The following is a 20,373-nucleotide window of genomic DNA, read 5'->3' as shown; positions in this document are numbered from 1 at the left end:
GAAGCTCATTTGGCGAATAATTGTCCCATATCCTTAAAGGCTTTGAATTCCAAGGCATTTCCTGCAGGGTCCAAAAAAAACATGGTGGCCTGTTCGCCTACCTCGCCCTTAAAGCGGATATAGGGCTCAATAACAAAGTTTATACCCTTGGCAATAAGTTCTTCCGAAAAGGAAAAAAAAGTATCCCAAGGTAAGACTACTCCGTAATGTGGTACAGGGACATCCTTGCCATCTACAGGGTTAAGGTGCAAATCTTCTCCCTTGGCCTTAGGCTTGTAATGGATTACCAATTGGTGGCCGAACAGGTTGAAGTCTACCCAATGGTCACTGCTTCTTCCTTCTTCACAGTTTAATATTTCCCCGTAAAATTTACGGCACTCCGCCAAATTATGTACGGGAATGGCAATATGAAAGGGAGTAATCTCGGGCATGGGTCCAGTTCTTTAATTTATGGAATAGGGGATATAAAACTTTTAAAAATAAACATAATTTAAAAAGGAAATAGGCTAGGGAGTAAAAATGCGCTATAATTTAGGACAATAAAAAGTCTACTATCTGTAAGTTTATTTCCTCTTGGTGCAAGGAATGGCCAAGCCCGGTGGTTTTTATTAAGCTACTATTTTTCCAGTTTTGGTGAAGACGTTCGGAAGCGTTGAACGGGGTTATCGTATCCCGTTCATCGTGGATGATAAGCCCTTTTTGTTCAATGGATTTGGCAAACTTGGGGGTCGATATATCGTGGATTCGTAAGTTGAAATGCTCATATATGTGCCTATCCAAGGCTTCAAGTACCCGCTTGTTAAACCTGACCAGGTTTTGGTAATGCGACATTAGCTCGGAAAGTTCGGCCGGGGCTCCCAAAGTCACTATTTTTTCAATGGAGGTGTTTGGATTTTGATATTGATTGTGAAGGGTGGCAAGTCCCCCCATGGAATGCCCAACAATATATTTGGGCCGGTAAAGGTCTATGAGCTGCCGTGCGCTGTCCGAATAGGTAACCACGTTTAAGCTATTTCCTTCTGAATGTCCATGGCCTGGGGCGTCAAAGGCAATGATGTTAAATTCCCTTTCCTGTAATTTTTCAATGAGATATCGCCACCTAAAAGCATTGCTTTCCCAGCCGTGCATTAAAAGAACGGTTTCCCTTGTTCCCGGCCATTCATAGGTCTGCAGTCCAGTGTTGTTCACCTTAACCCTTTTGCCCAAATGCCGTTGTAGGTATTCTTGATGAACCGGCAAAATTCTGCCCTTTCTAGGCGTCGTAAAAGTTTTGAACGCTTTTTTACCAGCCTCCCTTTCCGAGAAAAGGGCGGTTGAATTGAAGTAGGCACCGTAGGATAGTGCCAGCGTGCGATAAAGTAGTTTTTGCATAGAATCTGTGGCTATTCCCAGCCTACCATCATATATTTGATCTTAGCCTTGTCCGGTATCTGAACAGCTTCAATATTGGTGTTGTTGCCATATTGTAGGTTGCTGGGAAGTTCGGTCTTGGCAATTGTGAAATAAGCGTCGGAGTCTTTTAGGAAAACCACTACATTGTTGAGGGCGGTAATAATTTTTTTAATGCTGTGTTTGTCCTTGATATCCTTAAAGGTGCTATTGAGTCCAACCCCTTTTTCGGTAACATATCTTGGATCGTAAATGCGGATAATTTCAAATTTCTGAATGCTGTCCATATTAGGGGTAAGGGTGAGTAAATGCTTGCCTCCCTTTTCATAAATGTTGATTTTTTTTACTGCTGCACCTATTCTGGTATTTACCGTATCCCTAACTATGGAATCACTGGCAAATACGGTTTCAATGTCATCAATGGTATTGGATTTTAGCAGCTTGCCTACTTGGTCTTTGGCAATTACAAAATCCGTATTGGTGTTACATTGAATAAAGAGTAGCGCGCTTAGTGCTACGGCAAAAATCGTTTTTCTTATCATTTTATAATTAAAAGGTATTCTTACTTATTATGGATTTTTATGGTGCAATGGATTATCGCATTACTTTCTTTAAAACGCCTAGGACTCCCCTTATAAAAGTAGCACTGGTCAATACTTTTATTACAGGGTTTTGGCGTGTACTGGCCCTTCTTGTGGAAGATCGGGTTGATCTAGTTTTGGAAGAGGCCTTTTCCTTCTCTGCCAGTTTCTCTGCCCGTTCAATCTTATCGTTAAGCAGTTCATAGGCGCTTTCGCGATCTATGGTTTCATTGTATTTTCCAACCAATTTGGATTTGTCTATAACTTCTTTTAGCTCCCTGTCCGTAAGAATATCCATACGGCTCATAGGGGCTCTAAGCAAAGTGGCCGCTAGGGGGGTTGGTCTTCCCTTTTCGTCAAGGGCACTGATCAGTGCCTCCCCTATTCCCAGGGAAGTTAAAACTTCCTTGGTGTCATAGAAATCTGAAATGGGATAGTTTTCTGCGGTAAGTTTTATGGCTTTTCTATCTTTTGCCGTAAAAGCCCGTAAGGCATGTTGCACCTTTAATCCCAACTGGGACAGAACCGCATCCGGGACATCGGTAGGGTTTTGGGTTACAAAATACACCCCTATTCCTTTGGAGCGGATCAATTTTACGATACTCTCAATTTGATTCAATAGGGCTTTTGAAGCCTCATTAAAAATGAGGTGGGCCTCGTCTATAAAGAGGACCAATTCCGGTCTGTCCGTATCCCCTTGTTCTGGAAAGGTATCATAAATTTCAGCCAAGAGGCTCAGCATGAAGGTAGAAAACAATTTGGGACGATCCTGGATATCGGTCAAACGTAAAATGTTGATATAGCCCCGGCCATTTTCATCGATACGAGTAAGGTCTTCCACATCAAAAGATTTTTCCCCGAAAAATAGCTCTGCACCTTGTTGTTCCAGTTCTATTATTTTTCTCAGAATGGTTCCGGTAGAACTGGTGGAGATTCTTCCATAGGAATCGGAGAATTCCTTTTTGCCCTCTTCGGTAGCGTATTGCAGTACCTTTTTAAAGTCTTTTAGGTCTAGTAGCGGCAGTTTATTATCATCACAATACTTAAAAACAACTGCTACGATTCCTTCCTGTGTCACCGAAAGATCCAATATTCGGCTTAAGAGTACCGGTCCAAATTCTGAAACAGTAGCACGTAATTTTACCCCATCCTGTTCGGAAAGGGAAAGCATTTCCACGGGAAAGGCTTTGGGGGTAAAGGGTAGGCCACCTATTTTGGCGTGACGTTCATCAATTTTTGCATGTCCGGGACTGGGTTGTGCCAGTCCACTCAGATCCCCCTTAAGGTCCATCAACAACACTGGGATACCTTTGTCCGATAAGTTTTCAGCAATTATCTGTAATGTTTTGGTTTTACCGGTACCCGTTGCTCCGGCAATAAGACCATGCCTGTTAAGGGTCTTTAACGGGATTTTTACGTGTGCATTGGTTATTGTTTCCCCATCCAGCATGGCAGATCCCATGGTAATAAAGTCTCCCTTTGTGGTATATCCTTCCTCTATATGTGCAAAGAATTTGTCTTTGATGTCCATTAGGTTAATTTTTGATAAAAATAGACTAATTTTTGGTCAAAAGAAAAGTTGTTGGTTTTAAGTTATTCCTATGCCCTCCCACCTAGCGCTTACTTTACGGTAAGAATACTTTGCTGAATATTACTGTTACATTGGTTAAATTCCCCTTGCTTTTTGTGACTGTGATTTCTAAAAATGTATTGCATTACGGCCTGCATTTTTATGGTCCCAATACTGATTGGCAATTTAAGTTTTCAGTCTTTCCGCTTGGAGGTCAATTACTCAAAAGGTTGTAATGGGGATAAAAAATGCACCTTATCTATTGCCCTTAATATTCCAAGAAAATAAAGAAATGCACTCCATTCCAAATAAGTGACCCATTTATTCTTCCTGTTTCTTATTCAATAAGCTCTTTTGGAACAACTTAAAGATACGGGTGTATTCATCGGTCCAGCTACTGGGTTCTACAAAACCATGCCGTTCTACTGGGTACACGGCCATTTCCCAATTGTGTTTCTCCAATTCGATAAGGCGTTGCGATAGTCGCACCATATCCTGAAAATGTACGTTGTCGTCCACCATGCCGTGAAGTATCAATAAATCGCCCTTTAATCCGTCCGCAAAATATATGGGCGAGCTTCTTCGGTAGGCCAAACTGTCGGTGACAGGAGTGTTCAAAATACGGGCCGTATACCCATGGTTGTATGCTGCCCAGTCTCCCACGGATCTTATGGCCGCCCCGGCTTTAAAGGTGTCGGGGGCAGTGAACATTGCCATTAGGGTAATAAATCCACCATAGGAACCGCCATAGATGCCTATTTTATCCTGGTCTATGCCCAGTTCATTTATTAAATATTCGGCTCCATCCACATGGTCGTACAGGTCCTTTCCACCCATATGCCTGTAAATCCCTGTTCTCCAATCCCGACCATAACCGGCACTTCCCCTATAATCTATATCCAAAACGGTATAACCATTGTCCACTAAGAGATTGTGGAACATATACTCCCTAAAATAGCTGCTCCACCATTTATGGGCGTTCTGTAAATAGCCGGCTCCATGTACGAAAATTACGGCTGCCTTATTTTTGATATTGGAATTGGGTTGGTACAAACGGGCATGCACCGCTTCACCGTCCTTGGCCTTAAAGGTGATTATTTCCGGGTCGCGCCAATGGTATGCGTTAAAGCTTTGGGTAGTGGAGAAAGTGATACGTTTTGCTTCTGCCTTGGATTTTCCCCAAATAGGATTGTCCTGTAGATAGAGTTCCGTGGGCTTGTTGGCGTACGAATACAAAATGGCCATTTTACGCTCGTCAGGAGATAGGGTAACCTGGTTGTCACCGGTCATCTGGGTCAACTGCCGTAGTTGTCCACCTCCGATAGGCATACTATAGAACTGTCTGTCCCCGGGATGGTTCTTATTGGCGGTAAAATACCAGCGTTTCTTGTCCTTTGAAATTTGAGGGTCGTAAATTTCAAATTCCCCAGATGTTAATGCCGTTACTTTATTGGTAATTACATCCATTCTGTAGAGATGCGAATAGCCAGTTTTTTCAGATTGGAACCAGATACTTTTTCCATCGGGCATCCAACCTATATTGCCTCCCCCAATACCAGGACCGGCTATCCAAGCTTCGTCATGTTGGCGATCCAACTGCGTAACCGTACCGTTTTTGGGGTCTAGCAGTGCAATCCATCGGTCTTTATAATCGTTGCTGCTAATGTTGATTACAGCATATTTTCCGTCCTCGCTCCATAGAGGGCCATCAATATAGCCCAGTCTGTTTTTATTTTCGTAGGCCTTATCGGGGTAATCCTTGGTGTACTCAGGTATATAATCCAAACCTTCCAGGCTGTCCAGGACAACTTGATAGGCTTTTCTTTTGGCCATATCATATATGAACATTTCATATTCGTAGGGTTCGTCGCCTACCTTGGATCTTGTATTTTCTTCTTCGGTATACCCTGATTCGGTAACGTAATGGGGAACAATGGTGCCTTTATTGGATGTTGGCGATTTTACGGCTATGTAGGTGATATATTCTCCCTTGGGATCAATCTTTAGATTGTAGATGGATTTGTCTCCGGGGTCAATGGGCAAGGGTTCCTTGGCCTCTAGGCGTTTGTTCATTTCCTCGGCGGCATCTTTTTTTGCTCTTCTTTCGCGCAGCACATCAAATAGGCCCAATTGATCTTCGTAAAGCCATTGGTCTTTTTTACTTTTTTCGTCATCCGTTTTTTTAGACTTAATCTGGGTCAGCTGTACGGTACTTCCGGTAGCTATGTTCCAAGTAAATAGGTTTTTGCCCTTTTGGTAGGCCACTTTGGTGCCGTTCTCGGTAAAATGGGGAGAGCTTTCGTAAGCTTCGGTCCGGGTTATTTGTGTAATGAGTTGGGTCTTAAGGTTCAACATAAATATGTCACCCCGCTTGGTATATAGTTTCAGGGATCTATCCTGGTTATAGACCCCGTTGGAGCCGGGTAGGGCATATGCTGTTTCAAAATCTGTTTTTACCGTCTTGGACGATCTTAAATGGTAGCTGTAAAGTGAGTCGCTTTGGGCCTGTACGGGATTCCAGTCAAAATAAAGGGTCTGTCCGTCCAGGGACCATTGTGGATTGGAAGGAAGATGCCCCACAAAGTCATCGCCCTGCATAATTTCTTTGACGGATAATGTTGAGGTATTTCCCTGTTGTGCCACGCAAGGAATGATAACCAATAGAAATAGACTGCACTGTAGCCAAATGTTCTTCATTTACTTAGTTTATAAGCCTAGGGTGACCTAAGGTTTGGATTTGCCAGTTTTTCTTAAAACTTGGAAGCGGTAAATATCCTAAATCTTGGCAAATATCACAAAGGTGAAGGGAAGATATTCAGCTTTTGCAAACATTATATAAATTGGAACTGAAGAATTAGTGTATTTGCCTTTCTTCAAATTCAGGGCAGTCCAGCCTAATGTCCGAATTCAATAATTCTTTATCCAATAAGTTGCAATAGTCCCGTTCGGTATTCCTACTATAGAATTTACATCCGTAACAAGTTCTTTGCACGGTAAGAATGCCGCTTTTATTTAATTGATAGATAAGTTTGCCAAGGGTTCCGAATAGAGCTTCCAGGTCGGTCTGATGGATAGTGGTAAGCTGGTTCTTTAAGGGATTGGCAAAATCTGATGTTTCGGCCACAATATCTCGGCCAGTTACAGAGAGGCCAATGGAATAACTTCTACTATCGCTGGAGGAGTAGTTTTTGGTAATGAAGCCTTTTTTGTCCAATACCCTAATGGCATCACTAATAGTGGGTTTGGTAATATTGAATTCTTTGGCCAAGTGGCTTACATTACAGAATTCGGTTTTGTGGTAGGCAATAAAAATTAAGATCTGGATCTGGATGGGGCTTAATCCCAATAATTTGGCTTTATCCCAGAGCAAAACCTTGAATGCTTCGGAGATACGTTCAAGTCCGGCAACAATTTTACTGGAAACGTCGTTCTCCTGATGGTCCGGATTAAAAATACTTTTATCCATATAAAAAGCCTGTCGGGATTATACCCGACAGGCAAAGTTAGTCATCCTAATTAAATTATTCGCAATTTTCCATTTCTACGATATAATATCCTTCTTTAATGATAATATCGGCTATGGCCTCTGAAACCTGTTCCATATGGCAGAATTTACATTTCTTGGAGGATATGTCGGCTGTTGGGAACGGCTTATGGGATAGGAATTTACGCCCGTATTTAATAACCCTGTCCTTATCTTCCATTGTACTGGGGACCAGTATGTCAAAATGCATGGACTTACCATCTTCACGGGCTACGTAAGTGTCCCAAACCGATATCTTTATTGTATTTCTTGTTGAAATGACTCGATAGGTAATTAGGAATCCTAACCAGTAAAATTAAATTTTTTTAACCCTTTACATCTGCCATAGAAGCGCCAAAGTTAATGTGGAGCACATTTCCGGTGGGGGTAACCAAGGCGGGAACCGATTTAACCCCGGCTTTTTCGGCTTCGGGAATACGGGATTTGTTGGTTCCGAAATGTACAATTTCCACATTGTCCGTTCCTACTAGTTCCAAGATCTCATGTTCTGCACTTAGGCATACGGGACATCCTGCGTGATAAAAAACTGATTTTTTCATTCTTCCAATTTTTAAGTTAAACACTATTGCTCCACAAATATAGTAAGGAATCCTAACTAAACAAATTTTAAGCAATATTTTTAATATGTGAACTTTATTCTTAGGTTCGCTTTAGTCACTAAAAATCAATCGCAACCACAATATTTATTGCTACGGGCTTTCTCAAAGCATTCCTTTCCTTCCTTAAATGCAAAATAGGAAAGGGCCAGAGTACCAATACTGTCTATATAGGGAATGTTCCACAGTTCATAGAAAGCACTACTAATTAACAGGATAATGGACATATATACACAAACCATAGTACAATTGGCATCGGAGAGGATTGGTTCCGAGTCTAGTTCTTTACCCACCTTTCTTTTCCCCAGGACAAGCATCCACATAATGGCAATGGAGACTATGGATATGACAACGCCCCAAAAGGTGGTTATAGGTTTGTGGCCAATCCATATGTTGTACAGGCTAGTGAATACCAAGGCTGCCACAAGAGTATAAAAGGCGAATCCTGTTATCCTCAAAGCGGTACGTTCAAAAACATCCTTGTTACTTTCAGGTTTTTTTTGGATTCTTAGGATCATGTGTGCTATTCCAATACCGGAGATGACCTCTATAAAACTATCCGCACCAAACCCGAACAGCGCCAGGCTTTCGTCCTCAAAACCTAAGTAGGTAGAGATTAGGCCCTCGGCAACATTGTAGATTATGGTGAACAAGGCAAATCCAAGGGCCAGTTTGTACAGGCGGTTATTTTCTGTATCCGCAATTATATTTTTCATTTTGCGAGGTATAGTTGTCCTTAAGTGGTTGTTTAAAAATTGAAGTTCTTGGTCAAATCCAATTCAAAATACTTGGCAGATTCGTGAGGGTTATGCCGGTAGGCGGGGATTTCCTCAAAACCATGGTCCGTATAGAGTTTTATGGCCGATTTCATAAAATCCGCCGTGTCCAATTTCACACTTTTGTATTCAAGTTTCCTAGCGGTATCCAGACATTGCTTCAGTAACAATTGCCCTATGCCCATGCCTCTGCTTTGGGGCTTTACATACATTCTTTTTACTTCACAATCCTGCTCGTTGAATCTACGGATACCGGCAATGCCAACGGCTTCCCCATTTATTTGTGCAATAAATAATCCACCATCCCCAGGGTTGTACATTTTGGGCAGGCCTGCCATTTCTTGATCAAAATTTTGAAACGATAGATCAATGCCCAACCAGTCTACATATTCCAAAATCAACTCTTTTGCCTCTAGGAAGTCGGTCGCCGTTAGGGCCGGTTTTATTTCGATGTTGGGTTTCATAATGGATCTAATAATTGTTTAAGCGTAGAGCTGGTTCAAAAAAGCTGTTGCTCATAGGCCTTCCTTGGCCGAAAGGATTGAGCTTGTCGTCAAGGAGAAGTTGCTGTGGGCATTTATTTTTATGCATGCTACCTGTGGTTATCTGCTAATGGCTCGATTTAAATTTGTTTACAACCTCAAATTGTTTGTCAACCACCGATTGGTTTTGGCCATGACCGGCATCAGGTATTAGAAAATATTCCTTTATCGGAGCTTTTATTTGGTCAAAATATGGTTTGTTAAGCTCTTTGGAGGTAAGTATGTCCTCTTCCCCCTGTATATAATAAATGGGAAGTTTAAAATTCAAGGCATTTTTGTTGAAATCAATTTCAGATACCATGGATTTTATGTTGAGTTTTTCATGACCAACTAAATGTAGAAATGAATAATCATCTCCATCATACCTATCCTTACTATCTTTTTCATTATCGTATTCAGCTTCCAATTTATACCACGTATTAGGCACAGGTTGGGTGTTTTTTCTTTCGTAACTTTTTACGACCTGCAACAATTGACCATATTTTTTGGCATTGTTGTAAGGTGGAATCCCTAGGGATTCAAGTTTTTGAATACTCTCAATATCATTCTCTTTTTTGGCCAACCCATAAACTTTATGATAGGCAAAATCAATGTTTTCCGAGAAATTAACGAATTGGGAATTTCCAATGTAGGCGTGAAAAAGTTCAGGGTGATCCAACGCCATTTCCGTACCCAGGATAGAACCCCAGGAGGTACCTATGAGAATAACTTTTTTCTTGTTTAAATAGTTAATAAGGTATTTGGTGAGCTCAATTCCATCTTTGGTCATCTGCTCTACTGTTAATGGGTTCTCTATCCAGTAATCTTCAGTGACGTTTGGGGGTAAATTACGGCCATAAGTTCTTCCGGCTCCTCTTTGGTCCCAATTCACCAAAATAAAGTCCTTTTCCCATTCGCCATACATGGCATTGGTGAATTGACTCATTGTACTGCCAGGACCACCATGGATGAAAAGAATTACCGGTTTCGAAATGTCATCACCTTTTATAGTAATCCACTGTTCCAAACCACCTAAAGAAATAAATTTTCTTTCATTGATGGATTTGGTTTGGGCCATGGAAAAAGCAGTAATCAATAAAGTTAAAATACTGAAGACCGCATTTTTCATATAATTTGGTTTTTAGATACAGGGCACTTTATTGATATAATATCGGTTTGTATCGTTATTGTATTTATCACTGCTTCCAAATTCATCCACAAAGGAGGAAGGAAGGTATTAATTTACAATATTTTTTTGTTTGGTGCTAGGCCTCCATTTTTACCAGAGTATTTTTCTTTTTATAGGTTCTTCCATACCATAATAAAATTCCGGTAACCGGAAGGCTGGCGGTAAGGAGGCTCACCAAAAAGGCAATTATTTTACCAGCAATTCCCCCTATGGCCCCGATATGGATGTCATAATTCATACGCAGTATTTTATCCGCTAACTTGGCATTTTCATATTTGCCATAAATGCCCGGAGTCTCAATTTCCTCCAGGGTGTATTGGTCAAAAAAGCGAAAGTCCGAATCGTAGTATAATCCAGAGCTATTGGAGACTTCCACATAAATACTTGCATCCGCGCTCGTGGGGTAGTGAAGTTCAAAACTTTCTGCATTGGGAGATGCTGCCTGCAGTTTGGGAATAAGAAGGTCTATCGGCAACACACCTTCGCTTTGGCTTGGAGAACCAATATTTTCAGGAATTATAAATGCCGCCTCCTTTTCCCCTCCCAACGACTTGTACAGAACATATTTCATCCAGTTGTAAGACATTACCGAACCCGTAAAGGCAAGGATCAGTGCTAGGGAGCATATATAAAAACCGATGATTGCATGAAGGTCAAAGTTCTTTCGTTTCCAACGCGTAGTATCTTTCCAATTGAACTTTAAACGTTGTTTTAGATTTTTACGCTTCTTAGGTATCCAAAGGAAGATACCCGAAATTATGATCAACATAAAAATAAGTATGGAAGCTCCAACTACCTGCTCCCCAATTTCTTTTGGCAACCATAACCGCATATGACCTTTTAATATAAAAGCAAAAAACCCGGACAAATGATCATCCACCTGTATCACGTTGCCAGTATATGGATTTAGAAAAACACTTTGATAAAATTCTGGCTTTGGATCATAAAAAATTACCTCAATGGCATCATCCGCCTTTTTATACAGGGTTCCATGTATGTGGTTATCGGGAAACACTTCCTTGGCATACATTTTGGCCTCTGTAGGGGTAAGTATAGGCTTGTTTTGGGGGGTCACCTTTTTATAGTCATCATAAAGACTTTCAATCTCATCCCTGAATGCCCAGCAACAGCCGGTAATGGCTACGATAAAGACAACTACACCTGTAGTGAGCCCCAATATCTTATGAAGTTCAAATAAGAATTTTCTAAATTTCATAGCTAAGCTTTTGATGGTTGATGTTGATGTTCTGTCTAAAACTTGTACGTAAAGTTGGCCAACAAGACTCTAGGTGTCTGAGGGTTGATCGTGGACCAGCCTTTGTAATATTCTTTGTTGAACGCATTATTTAGTTTTAGGCCAATGCGATACTTGTGGGCCTGGTAATAAAGGGAGGCATTGGCAATGGTATAGCTTGGTAGGATAAATTCTCCTGTAGAGGCATAGTTTATGGCAAAACGCTCACTTGCGCCGTTAAACCCAAGACCCATTCCAAAACCGTCCAATGTACCCTCTTGCAACTCATAGTTGGCCCAAAAATTATACTGTGTTTCAGGACCTGCCTCAAGAGGTCTTCGATTCAAAATCTCGGCATTGTCAGATTTGATGGTCTCACTATCGTTATTACTAAAGCCGGCCCTTAGGTTCAAACCTTTAACGGGGTTGGCGTTGATTTCTATTTCAAAACCTTTGTTTTCCACTTCCCCGCCTTGAATTTTGTTGAAGGGAGAAGAGGGATCGGTAATGACACGGTCCTTGACCTTAATGTCGTAGTAACTAATGGTTGCATTTAACCTGTTGTTAAAAAGGTTGGTCTTAACACCAAATTCCAACTGATTGGCCTGTTCTGGATCAAATGTTTCCAAGGTCTGTGGTCCCGCGTCCGGATCTCCTATCAATTGTGGGGCAACATTGGTAAATCCGTTTTGGTAATTGGCAAAGATGGAAAGTTCATCCAAGAGGGGTTGGTAAAGCAATCCAAACTTGGGGGACAGGGTGGTTTGATCATAATCATCGTCCACATTGGACAAATTGCCTTCATTGTCAAAACGATCTATACGCAGTCCAAGCATTGCCGAAAGCTTATTGGTGATATTTAGGACATCGGAGGCATAAAGGCTATAGATGTGATATTTAGATTTAATGTTCCCTACGGCCTGTGTAGATAGAACGGCATCTACTGCTGCCGTGGAGAGGGCATAAGAATCGGTTTCTACCGCAACGGTAAAGGGATTGTCCCCATTGGATCCGCCCTCTGGAGTTACATTGCCATAGAAGGCATAGCCGGTACTATTGTTGATTTCCGTAGCATTGAAATAATCCAGGCCAATTACCACTCGGTTCCTAAGGGAGGCAATCTTGAAATCGCCTATAAAATTTTGCTGGATGTCCGTGGTCTGAGTATTGGCGTTTTGTTTATTGATAAATCTTGTGAAGGTATCGTTCCCTAAAATTCCATAATCGTATAGGTAGGAATAGTATCCTTTGGTAGAGGTGGAACTTTTGGAAAGAAGGGTTTGCGATTGCCAAGTATCGGACAATTTATAATCCATTTCAATCCTATAATTCTGGGTAGGATTCTCCAAAGTCAAGTCATTACTAGTAAAGGATAGTTTGTTGTTGTAGCCCAATTCCTCAAGATTTTGGGCCTCGGTTGGGGCGCCTCGATTTAAAAATAGAAATGTAGGATTGGTCTGTTCCGCCTGTGTAATTTCTCCGTAGAAGGAGAAGGATAATTTGTTGTTTACCTTGTAGGAAAGGGAAGGGGCAACAAAAAATGACTTTCTAAAACCGGCATCCTGAAAACTCTGTTCCGTGGAGTAGGAGGTATTGATCCTAAAATAAAGATTTTCACTTTTATTGATAGCAGTATTAAAATCGCCCGTTATCTGATTTAATCCGTAGGTACCAGAGGTAAAGGAAAGTTCTCCTCCCGTACCTATATAGGGTTTTTTGGTCACAACATTAATGAGTCCGCCATAGGAACTAACGGCATTGCCAAATAGGGTTGCCGAAGGTCCCTTTAACACCTCTATACGTTCTATATTGGCAGGATTTATGGTACCGTTGGTTAAGCCTGGCAGACCATTGACCAATTGTGGCTGAACGGAGAACCCACGCATGGAATAGTATCCAGCGCCGTCTCCACCACGACCCGTGGAGGTCCATAAGTTCTCTACACCGGCGGCATTCTTAAGGGCATCGTCAAAATTGGTCACTATTTGTGATTCCAAAAGATCGGTGGTAATCGTGTTATACACCTGGGTGTTCTCAATGTCTTTTAGAGGTAGCTTGGATACATAGGCCGTTTTCTTTCTAGAGAATTTATTAATGCGCTCCCCTTCAACGACAACCTCGCCCAATATTTCGTTTCCTTCGTACAGAACAATATTCCTTAGATCTAAGGAATTGTTGTTTACAATGGAAAACGCAATAACCCTGGTCTTAAAACCCAAATAGGAAATACTAAGGGTGTGGTCTCCATTGTCCAGTCCTTTGATTTCGAAATATCCATTTTCATTGCTCTGGGTTCCTTTTTCAGAGTTCTGTACAATAATGTTTACTCCGAATAAAGGAATTTGGGTGTTGTCCGTTATGGTCCCACTTATGGTTGCGCTTTGTGAAAATGCAATTGAGGTGGTGGTTAAAAGAAGCAAAAAGGCTAATTGAAATTTCATGGTTTTTATTTAGACTAATAATAAATAGTGATTTGAGCGCAAAAATATCTTGAAGAATTGAATTGACCAAATTATTTATATTAAATCTAAATAAGAATATATTAAGACTTGATTATCAAGGGGTAATGACTTGTTGTAAGGTTGAATCCAATGATGATTTCAGTTGTTTTAGCTGAATATGGATAGTGATTGCGGCTATGATGTGCGATTTCTTCACCCATTGCTTTCAGATATAGGGGTAGGCGTTAGGGTTGGATAAACTTTTTTTGGAGGGGGTTGGTTGTAGGTAGCGGCCAAGAATATCTCTAATGGAACCTACAAGCCCAAGGTGGGTAAGTGCTTCACTTGGTGATAGGTGAGGGCAGCGGTAATGCAAGCCTGCAATTCCTTTTTGGGGATGCTGTCCTTCAAATGAAAAATAATAGCTCTGCTGCCCTCGAACCTAAACATATTGTGATACACCATTTTAAAGGTGGGTATCAATTTGCTGGTGCATTGGAAGTACATGGCATATTGATCCGGATTTTTTGGTTTCCAATCTATTCTGATGGTACTGCCATTTTTAGCTATATAACTGGGCTCGCTCCATTTAAGGGTTTCTTCAAGCAAGCTGAGGCTTTCAATATTTTGGGCGGATTCAATGATCAGGGATCTCAGGATTTCTAATTTTTTACGGATTTCTGGAGGGTAATTATTGAAAACCGATTCAACCCTGCTATCGGTCTTAAACCGTAAATCTTTCATAACCTAAAATTTAAATAAAGAAAGGTAATGGATAAATTAAATTAATACAAGGTTGTTAAATAAAAGTACCATGAATATTAATAATCCACATCCAAAGTTTAAAAAAATAACAAAAAACTATTCTTGTTAACGTTAACGAATAAAAAAATAATGCTAACTTTCATGCAAAAGGAGATGAGGTATATTTTACATGAATTGTAAATGTTGGCCCAAAACACAAAAATTCCGAATGGGCGCCTGGTTGCTTAAAGGATTAAACCGGTTTGGGAATTATAGGTCAGACTTTGGTATAATGTCTATAAAATAAATAGTTAACGTAAATATAATTGCAAATGAAATCTACGAGAAGATCATTTATCAAAAGAACGGCCGTGGCCAGTTCTGCCGTTATTGCGGCACCTACTATAATCTCATCCACAGTCTTTGGGGCCAACGACCGTATTAATGCGGCGGTTTTAGGGGTCAATGGCCGTGGAAAAAGTCATATTCAAGGCCTTATGGCACAAAAAAATGTGCAGGTTACCACCTTGTGCGATCCGGATATGAACTTATTAAGGGATCGCCAAAAATCGTTTAAGGAAACCTATAAAAAGGATGTTGCCTTGGAGCAAGATCTTCGTAGGGTCATGGACAATAAAGATATAGACGTGGTGAGTATTGCATCGCCAAACCACTGGCACGCCCTTTCTGTAATTTGGGCCTGTCAGGCCGGAAAGGATGCCTATGTTGAAAAACCAGGGTCGCACAACATCTGGGAAGGTCGTAAAATGGTAGAGGCAGCTGCAAAATATGATCGTATTGTACAGCACGGGGTGCAATTAAGAAGTTCCCCTGCCGTGAACGAGGCTATTAATTTGATGCGCGATGGATATATAGGAAGGGTTTATATGGCCAGGGGTATTGTTTTTCGTTGGAGAGGTGATATCGGGGACCAAGGTTTCTCTCCCGTACCGGCAGGAATAGATTATGACCTGTGGACCGGACCAGCGCCAAAACGGCCATTTACCAGAAATTTGGTGCACTACAATTGGCACTGGCATTGGGATTATGGCAATGGGGATGTAGGGAACCAAGGTATACATGAAACCGATCTATGTATGTGGGGCTTGGATGTAGGGCTTCCAACAAAGATTACCTCTATGGGCGGTAAGTACCTTTGGGACGATTGTAAGGAGGTGCCGGAAGTGCTTACCTCGGTATATAACTACCCGGAAGAAAGAAAGATCATACAGTTTGAAGTACGGCCTTGGTGCACCAACACCGAGGAAGGTGCCACCGTGGGGAACATTTTCTACGGAGATAAGGGTATTTTGGTAGTAGATGGCTACGATAAGTATAAGACGTATCTAGGCAAGGACAGGACACCAGGGAAATCTGGCGAGGATGGCGGAGAATCTGGAACCGGAATGGACCGAGGTAACGGAGGTACGGACGGACATTTTGCCAATTTTATAGAGGCAGTGCGCAAGCGCGACAAAACGATCCTGAACGGGCCGGTAGAAACAGCCCACCTTTCTTCGGGCTTGGCACACTTGGGCAATATTGCCTATAGACTGGATCGTGTCCTTACATTCAATCCAAAATCCGAGTCGTTCATAAACGACCCAGAAGCGGATAAAATGTTGAGACGTGATTATAGGGAAGGATTTGAAGTTCCTGAGAACGTATAGGAAGCGGTAGCTCCCTAATGACCACCATTGTAACACAATGGTTCGATAGTGTAAAAACGATGCCCAGGCTCTTGGATCCTGGGCATTGTTTATTTATAATAAGTTATGGAATGGGAGCTTGTTTATCTCACTCACTATCACTAGTCATTTAATCCTTTGCCCTGGAGAATTTTGGATATATATTTTTCAACCCTGTTAGCTCTTGTGGCCGATTGCTTGGCTTGTGAGAAATACAGCAAATACCCCCTTTGTCTTCCCGGTGTTAAGCCTTGGAAAGCAGCTTTTAAATCGGGATCATTATCCAAGGCCTTTTTAAGTTCATTGGGCATTTTAAATTCGGAAGTCTTTTTCATAGGCACTTCCAATCCCGCTTTTTCTACTTCAACGGCCTCGAAAATATAGGCTTTGATGGTAGATTTTAGATCAATGATCTGCTGTAGGCCTGTAAAGCGAATTTGACGGGCAGATTGTACGTTCTCGGTTTGTTGGGTCAAGATGTTGTTGGTGTCCTTCAGCAGAACTCCTTTGTGAAAAAGAAGGGCGCAATACGCTTTAAAATCGTGAATTAAAACAACATTTTTGCCTTGAAACGTATAACAGGGGTGCATCCATTTAAATTCTTCCGTAAGGCCACACTCCAGGCAGATTTCCCTCAACAAGGTCATTTCCTGGTTCCATTTTTTAGCCCTATCTAAAAATCTATCAACTACTTTTGGATTCATAAGGTAGGATTTTTGAATGTGGATTATAACCGAGCAATTAGTAATGGGTGTAGGTACTAAATTATGAATTTTCGGCAAATAGTATAAATGTTTTGGATATATGATGTGATTGGGGTTGGTGGGCGTTCCCTATAAAATAGGTAAGAAGCTCTTGCATTTAAGCAAAAATTGGTGGTGGCAGCTGGGGGAATTGGGCTTTATTAAAAAGGTGAATGTTGGACAAATTTTTAGTCCATGGAAGGGGAGCTTTGTGTTATGGGACATTTGGAATTATTTCCTGTCCTTAACAGGGATAACGAATTTTAGTCCGGACCAAATTTCGTCCACTGCACAGACCTTTATATCCACAAGACCATATTTTAGGCCTATTTCCCTAACCGTATTGCCATTAAGTTCCGTTTGTACTTTGGAGGATTTTTTGGGCCAGGAAATCCATATAATCCCGTTTTGCTCTATTTCTTGCCGCATTGTTGGAAGGTTGTTATGAAGTTCGGTCACTGTTTTGGCAAAAAAATGTATAAAATCCTTCTTGGTCTTTAAGTGGGGTATAACATTGATCCCAGGGGGTAAATCACTAAAGAGTTGAAAATAATAATCGGGAGGGTTTATAAGTCTTATGGTGTAACCTTCTTTAATTCCCAGCTTTTTGGCCAAGGGAGTTCCTGAATAACCTGCAGTCTCCATCATAGGAATGTATTTAAAAACATGTATGCCAACCTTTTGTATTGGGGTAAGGGCGTACCAATAATTAACAGCTTAGGGGTTAAACTAATTTAAATATAAAAAAAACTTGGAAAAGGTGTGGTCTTATCCTTTTGGTTTGTCTTGTGTTTAGGAGGAGGACAGGCTGGCGCTAGATGGATGTGTATGCGAGCACATTTTTATTCCCAAATATTCAATTGTACTTGGCCTATTCTTTAATACTAAGTTGTCTAACTTTTTAGTAATAAATGTCTTACTTCAAAAATCTAATTTGCAAGTTCAGTTTAAAAAGCTGTTTGCCATTCGCTTCGTAAACTGTTCCGAAATCATGTCTTGTGCTGCTTGCTGTTTCAAGTTTGGTATTGTTCAGCAAATAGTCTTCAAATTCGTTCCGGTTATAAATGTGGTAGCATAATATTTCTCCGTTTTCCTTGACAACTAAATATCCACCTGTTGTATCAAGTTCTCCTGTCCAAACTTTTGAAGGCATCATACCCAAGGCAATGTCCGTCAAGAAGCGTTTAATTTTATATGAATAGTAGGGGTGATTTGTTTCCAGATTAAATTCAAGCGGATTTAACCTTGAAATTTCATTTACTAAATCAATTGTTTTAGAATGGCTTGATGTGAAAAACAGAAGAATTATCTCGGCAAGAATATTAGGCAAAGCACTATCAATCAAGGTTAGATTATTACCAAAAACCGAACTTTCTGTTTGTCTAAATCTTAATGCACCTGAAAACTCCTCAAGCTTTTCTATTCTATCTTTGATTTTGCTTCTTGAATCTATACCATTAATTGTCTGAATTTGTTGCTCGGATAAAATAGTATGCTCAATTTCATAGACGAAATTGGTTGTTTTTCCTGCATTCAATAGGGTAGAAGCACCCCCCAGTTGTGATTTTATACTGAAACCCAATTCAGGGGTTGTTCCTGTTCTTTGATCGTGGATTACAATTCTAATATCACTTTTTACAGAAGATTTAGCTTTAAGTGAAACACAGTTAAAAGAATTCATGAAAGTCTCAATTTCAGGAATTGAAAAAGTTGCAGTAGTTGATTCTTTTAATTTTGAAAGTAATATAGCGGCTTTCTCTTTAAACTGTGTAATTGGTATTCTAAACTCTTCAGCATTCCCTTTTATGATAACTAAGTCGCTTAAATAACCATATTCGTAAGTGCCGTTGGATTCGTCTCTTAATATTTTAATTATAGGAAAAATTAGGCTTTCGAGCTTTTTTAAGTCACTGTCTCCAGCAAATAATTTTTTGTCTGAAATTATTTTAAGAAGTGTGTAAACCTCGCTCCATTCGCCTTTATTACCTGTTATCATTTGCAGCTAAGTTTCTCAATAATTTTTTCAGCTGTTGCTTGAATAGCAGGAACTGCAACAGAATTACCAAACTGTTTATAAGCCTGTTGGTCTGAAACAACAATTTTAAATTCATCAGGAAAACCTTGTAGTCTAGCCCATTCTCTAGGAGTCATTTTTCTAATTCCCTCACGGTTGACTTCGCCGGATATTTTTGTTACAGGTTTGAAGTTTGTTAGTTTGTCATCTAGGATAAGATTTCTTTCGCGACCCATTCCCCCACAAACTACGGCATTGGCGATTCCATCATTAGGGATTATTTCATAGCCAAACCCATTGCCTTTACTTTCATGTCTTGCTCGATGCTTACGAAGTGTGTCGATATAAGTTGTTGATAAGTAGTATTTCACGGACACTTCATCTTCTTCTAAAATATCTTCTAAAACTACCTTTTCATCAATAGGTTCCGGATATTGGAATTCCGAAATTCCTAAATCTTTTCTAAAGCCAACAATGAAAATTCGTTCTCTGTTTTGGGGAACCCCAAATTCTTTAGCATTTATTACTTGGGGTTCAGGAACATAATAGTTCAAATCTTCTCTAAGTACATTTAAAATTGTCGACAAAGTTTTACCTCTATCGTGACTTCGAAGACCTTTAACATTTTCTAAAAATATTGCCTTTGGTTGTTTTTTCTTGATGATCTCCGCAACGTCAAAAAATAGTGTACCGCGAGTATCTTCAAAACCACCTCTTTTGCCAGCTATTGAAAAAGCTTGACAGGGAAAGCCAGCGCACAGAACGTCAAATCCATCTGGGATATAACTTTTTGTTTCAGGCTTAGTTATATCTCCAAAAGGCACTTCTCCAAAATTTGCTTGGTAAGTCCGTTTGGAATATTTGTCCCATTCGCTTGTAAAAACACACTTTCCTCCAAGATTTTGGAGAGCCAATCTAAATCCACCAATTCCTGCAAAGAGGTCAATAAATTTGAATTTTTGAATTTTAGGCTCAGGAAACGGGACTGAATTTTTGAAATCGTATAGTAAATATTGTAGTGCTTCTTCCGCCGATTGATGTGAAATTTTATTCTCGGGATATTTTTTTTCTAAAACATCCTTAACATGTTCAATAGCATCTTTTTTATAGAACTGGGAAACACCGTTTTTGTGATTGTGCAAATAATGGGTAAAGGAAGCTTTCTGCTCGTTTTCTGACTCTATTAGTCTAATTTTGCTTGTAGTGTCATCAAAGTCTTCAATGTTTATGCGTTCTTCTAATTCCATTTGTTGCATTCAGATTTGTTCTTGCAAGATAGCGATTAAAGGTTTATTTTGTTTGGTCACTTATGGAATTTACGAGACATTTTTCAACAATTCATT

General features: G+C 40.4%; 19 protein-coding genes. 1 reads left to right on the top strand and 18 read right to left on the bottom strand.

Annotation, left to right across the window (positions count from 1 at the left end):
• Positions 1-5: 5 nt before the first annotated feature.
• The 14 genes from C7972_RS23895 to C7972_RS17110 form a co-directional block, all read right to left on the bottom strand.
• Complete coding sequence (locus C7972_RS23895; RefSeq protein WP_181422926.1) at positions 6-431, bottom strand: VOC family protein; 426 nt, start codon at positions 429-431, stop codon at positions 6-8.
• A gap of 100 nt (positions 432-531) precedes the next feature.
• Positions 532-1,371 carry an alpha/beta fold hydrolase gene (locus tag C7972_RS17170; RefSeq protein ID WP_110357409.1) on the bottom strand — a complete coding sequence of 280 codons (840 nt, stop codon included), beginning with the start codon at positions 1,369-1,371 and terminating at the stop codon, positions 532-534.
• 11 nt (positions 1,372-1,382) lie between these two features.
• Positions 1,383-1,931 carry a hypothetical protein gene (locus C7972_RS17165; protein ID WP_110357408.1) on the bottom strand — a complete coding sequence of 183 codons (549 nt, stop codon included), beginning with the start codon at positions 1,929-1,931 and terminating at the stop codon, positions 1,383-1,385.
• 52 nt (positions 1,932-1,983) lie between these two features.
• Positions 1,984-3,501, bottom strand: a complete 1,518-nt coding sequence (locus C7972_RS17160) for a helicase HerA-like domain-containing protein (RefSeq protein WP_110357407.1) — start codon at positions 3,499-3,501, stop codon at positions 1,984-1,986.
• Positions 3,502-3,861: 360 nt separating this feature from the next.
• Positions 3,862-6,237: a prolyl oligopeptidase family serine peptidase gene (locus C7972_RS17155; RefSeq protein WP_110357406.1), complete on the bottom strand. Its 2,376-nt coding sequence runs from the start codon at positions 6,235-6,237 to the stop codon at positions 3,862-3,864.
• A gap of 157 nt (positions 6,238-6,394) precedes the next feature.
• A complete protein-coding gene (locus C7972_RS17150; RefSeq protein ID WP_110357405.1) occupies positions 6,395-7,006 on the bottom strand; it encodes a MarR family transcriptional regulator in 612 nt (203 codons plus the stop codon).
• 55 nt (positions 7,007-7,061) lie between these two features.
• On the bottom strand, positions 7,062-7,319 hold the full coding sequence (locus C7972_RS17145) for a DUF2024 family protein (RefSeq protein ID WP_258364887.1): 258 nt from the start codon (positions 7,317-7,319) through the stop codon (positions 7,062-7,064).
• A 70-nt stretch (positions 7,320-7,389) separates the two neighbouring features.
• On the bottom strand, positions 7,390-7,623 hold the full coding sequence (locus C7972_RS17140) for a thioredoxin family protein (RefSeq protein WP_110357403.1): 234 nt from the start codon (positions 7,621-7,623) through the stop codon (positions 7,390-7,392).
• A gap of 125 nt (positions 7,624-7,748) precedes the next feature.
• Entirely contained in the window at positions 7,749-8,396 is a 648-nt protein-coding gene (locus C7972_RS17135; protein WP_110357402.1) for a cation transporter, read from the bottom strand.
• A 32-nt stretch (positions 8,397-8,428) separates the two neighbouring features.
• Entirely contained in the window at positions 8,429-8,920 is a 492-nt protein-coding gene (locus C7972_RS17130; protein ID WP_110357401.1) for a GNAT family N-acetyltransferase, read from the bottom strand.
• Between the two features lie 145 nt (positions 8,921-9,065).
• Positions 9,066-10,106 (bottom strand): alpha/beta hydrolase, encoded by a 1,041-nt coding sequence (locus C7972_RS17125; RefSeq protein ID WP_110357400.1) that lies wholly within the window; start codon positions 10,104-10,106, stop codon positions 9,066-9,068.
• A 136-nt stretch (positions 10,107-10,242) separates the two neighbouring features.
• Complete coding sequence (locus tag C7972_RS17120) at positions 10,243-11,382, bottom strand: PepSY domain-containing protein (RefSeq protein ID WP_110357399.1); 1,140 nt, start codon at positions 11,380-11,382, stop codon at positions 10,243-10,245.
• A 35-nt stretch (positions 11,383-11,417) separates the two neighbouring features.
• On the bottom strand, positions 11,418-13,841 hold the full coding sequence (locus tag C7972_RS17115) for a TonB-dependent receptor (protein ID WP_110357398.1): 2,424 nt from the start codon (positions 13,839-13,841) through the stop codon (positions 11,418-11,420).
• A 315-nt stretch (positions 13,842-14,156) separates the two neighbouring features.
• A complete protein-coding gene (locus tag C7972_RS17110; protein ID WP_110357397.1) occupies positions 14,157-14,585 on the bottom strand; it encodes a DUF1801 domain-containing protein in 429 nt (142 codons plus the stop codon).
• Positions 14,586-14,917: 332 nt separating this feature from the next.
• Here C7972_RS17110 and C7972_RS17105 point away from each other — a divergent pair, with 332 nt between their 5' ends.
• The gene (locus C7972_RS17105; protein ID WP_110357396.1) at positions 14,918-16,255 is read left to right on the top strand and encodes a Gfo/Idh/MocA family protein; all 1,338 of its coding nucleotides are present in this window, start codon (positions 14,918-14,920) and stop codon (positions 16,253-16,255) included.
• 140 nt (positions 16,256-16,395) lie between these two features.
• On the opposite strand, the gene C7972_RS17100 is transcribed toward C7972_RS17105, so the two are convergent.
• From C7972_RS17100 to C7972_RS17085, 4 genes are all read right to left on the bottom strand, one after another.
• Positions 16,396-16,977 carry a YdeI family protein gene (locus C7972_RS17100; RefSeq protein WP_110357395.1) on the bottom strand — a complete coding sequence of 194 codons (582 nt, stop codon included), beginning with the start codon at positions 16,975-16,977 and terminating at the stop codon, positions 16,396-16,398.
• Between the two features lie 270 nt (positions 16,978-17,247).
• Positions 17,248-17,664: a DUF3052 domain-containing protein gene (locus C7972_RS17095; protein ID WP_258364884.1), complete on the bottom strand. Its 417-nt coding sequence runs from the start codon at positions 17,662-17,664 to the stop codon at positions 17,248-17,250.
• A gap of 268 nt (positions 17,665-17,932) precedes the next feature.
• Positions 17,933-19,012: an HpaII family restriction endonuclease gene (locus C7972_RS17090; RefSeq protein ID WP_110357394.1), complete on the bottom strand. Its 1,080-nt coding sequence runs from the start codon at positions 19,010-19,012 to the stop codon at positions 17,933-17,935.
• On the bottom strand, positions 19,009-20,277 hold the full coding sequence (locus C7972_RS17085) for a DNA cytosine methyltransferase (protein ID WP_110357506.1): 1,269 nt from the start codon (positions 20,275-20,277) through the stop codon (positions 19,009-19,011). The genes C7972_RS17090 and C7972_RS17085 overlap by 4 nt, the downstream gene beginning before the upstream one ends.
• Positions 20,278-20,373 lie beyond the last annotated feature (96 nt).

The organism is Arenibacter sp. ARW7G5Y1, assembly GCF_003201775.1.
Lineage (GTDB): Bacteria > Bacteroidota > Bacteroidia > Flavobacteriales > Flavobacteriaceae > Arenibacter.
The sequence above is the reverse complement of the archived record's forward strand: the minus strand, read 5'-3'. Positions and strand labels throughout refer to the sequence as shown.

What these genes read in the sequence shown, in the direction of transcription:
- C7972_RS23895 (WP_181422926.1), bottom strand. Translation starts at nt 431, where the DNA reads ATGCCCGAGATTACTCCCTTTCATATTGCCATTCCCGTACATAATTTG.
- C7972_RS17170 (WP_110357409.1), bottom strand. Translation starts at nt 1,371, where the DNA reads ATGCAAAAACTACTTTATCGCACGCTGGCACTATCCTACGGTGCCTAC.
- C7972_RS17165 (WP_110357408.1), bottom strand. Translation starts at nt 1,931, where the DNA reads ATGATAAGAAAAACGATTTTTGCCGTAGCACTAAGCGCGCTACTCTTT.
- C7972_RS17160 (WP_110357407.1), bottom strand. Translation starts at nt 3,501, where the DNA reads ATGGACATCAAAGACAAATTCTTTGCACATATAGAGGAAGGATATACC.
- C7972_RS17155 (WP_110357406.1), bottom strand. Translation starts at nt 6,237, where the DNA reads ATGAAGAACATTTGGCTACAGTGCAGTCTATTTCTATTGGTTATCATT.
- C7972_RS17150 (WP_110357405.1), bottom strand. Translation starts at nt 7,006, where the DNA reads ATGGATAAAAGTATTTTTAATCCGGACCATCAGGAGAACGACGTTTCC.
- C7972_RS17140 (WP_110357403.1), bottom strand. Translation starts at nt 7,623, where the DNA reads ATGAAAAAATCAGTTTTTTATCACGCAGGATGTCCCGTATGCCTAAGT.
- C7972_RS17135 (WP_110357402.1), bottom strand. Translation starts at nt 8,396, where the DNA reads ATGAAAAATATAATTGCGGATACAGAAAATAACCGCCTGTACAAACTG.
- C7972_RS17130 (WP_110357401.1), bottom strand. Translation starts at nt 8,920, where the DNA reads ATGAAACCCAACATCGAAATAAAACCGGCCCTAACGGCGACCGACTTC.
- C7972_RS17125 (WP_110357400.1), bottom strand. Translation starts at nt 10,106, where the DNA reads ATGAAAAATGCGGTCTTCAGTATTTTAACTTTATTGATTACTGCTTTT.
- C7972_RS17120 (WP_110357399.1), bottom strand. Translation starts at nt 11,382, where the DNA reads ATGAAATTTAGAAAATTCTTATTTGAACTTCATAAGATATTGGGGCTC.
- C7972_RS17115 (WP_110357398.1), bottom strand. Translation starts at nt 13,841, where the DNA reads ATGAAATTTCAATTAGCCTTTTTGCTTCTTTTAACCACCACCTCAATT.
- C7972_RS17110 (WP_110357397.1), bottom strand. Translation starts at nt 14,585, where the DNA reads ATGAAAGATTTACGGTTTAAGACCGATAGCAGGGTTGAATCGGTTTTC.
- C7972_RS17105 (WP_110357396.1), top strand. Translation starts at nt 14,918, where the DNA reads ATGAAATCTACGAGAAGATCATTTATCAAAAGAACGGCCGTGGCCAGT.
- C7972_RS17100 (WP_110357395.1), bottom strand. Translation starts at nt 16,977, where the DNA reads ATGAATCCAAAAGTAGTTGATAGATTTTTAGATAGGGCTAAAAAATGG.
- C7972_RS17095 (WP_258364884.1), bottom strand. Translation starts at nt 17,664, where the DNA reads ATGATGGAGACTGCAGGTTATTCAGGAACTCCCTTGGCCAAAAAGCTG.
- C7972_RS17090 (WP_110357394.1), bottom strand. Translation starts at nt 19,012, where the DNA reads ATGATAACAGGTAATAAAGGCGAATGGAGCGAGGTTTACACACTTCTT.
- C7972_RS17085 (WP_110357506.1), bottom strand. Translation starts at nt 20,277, where the DNA reads ATGGAATTAGAAGAACGCATAAACATTGAAGACTTTGATGACACTACA.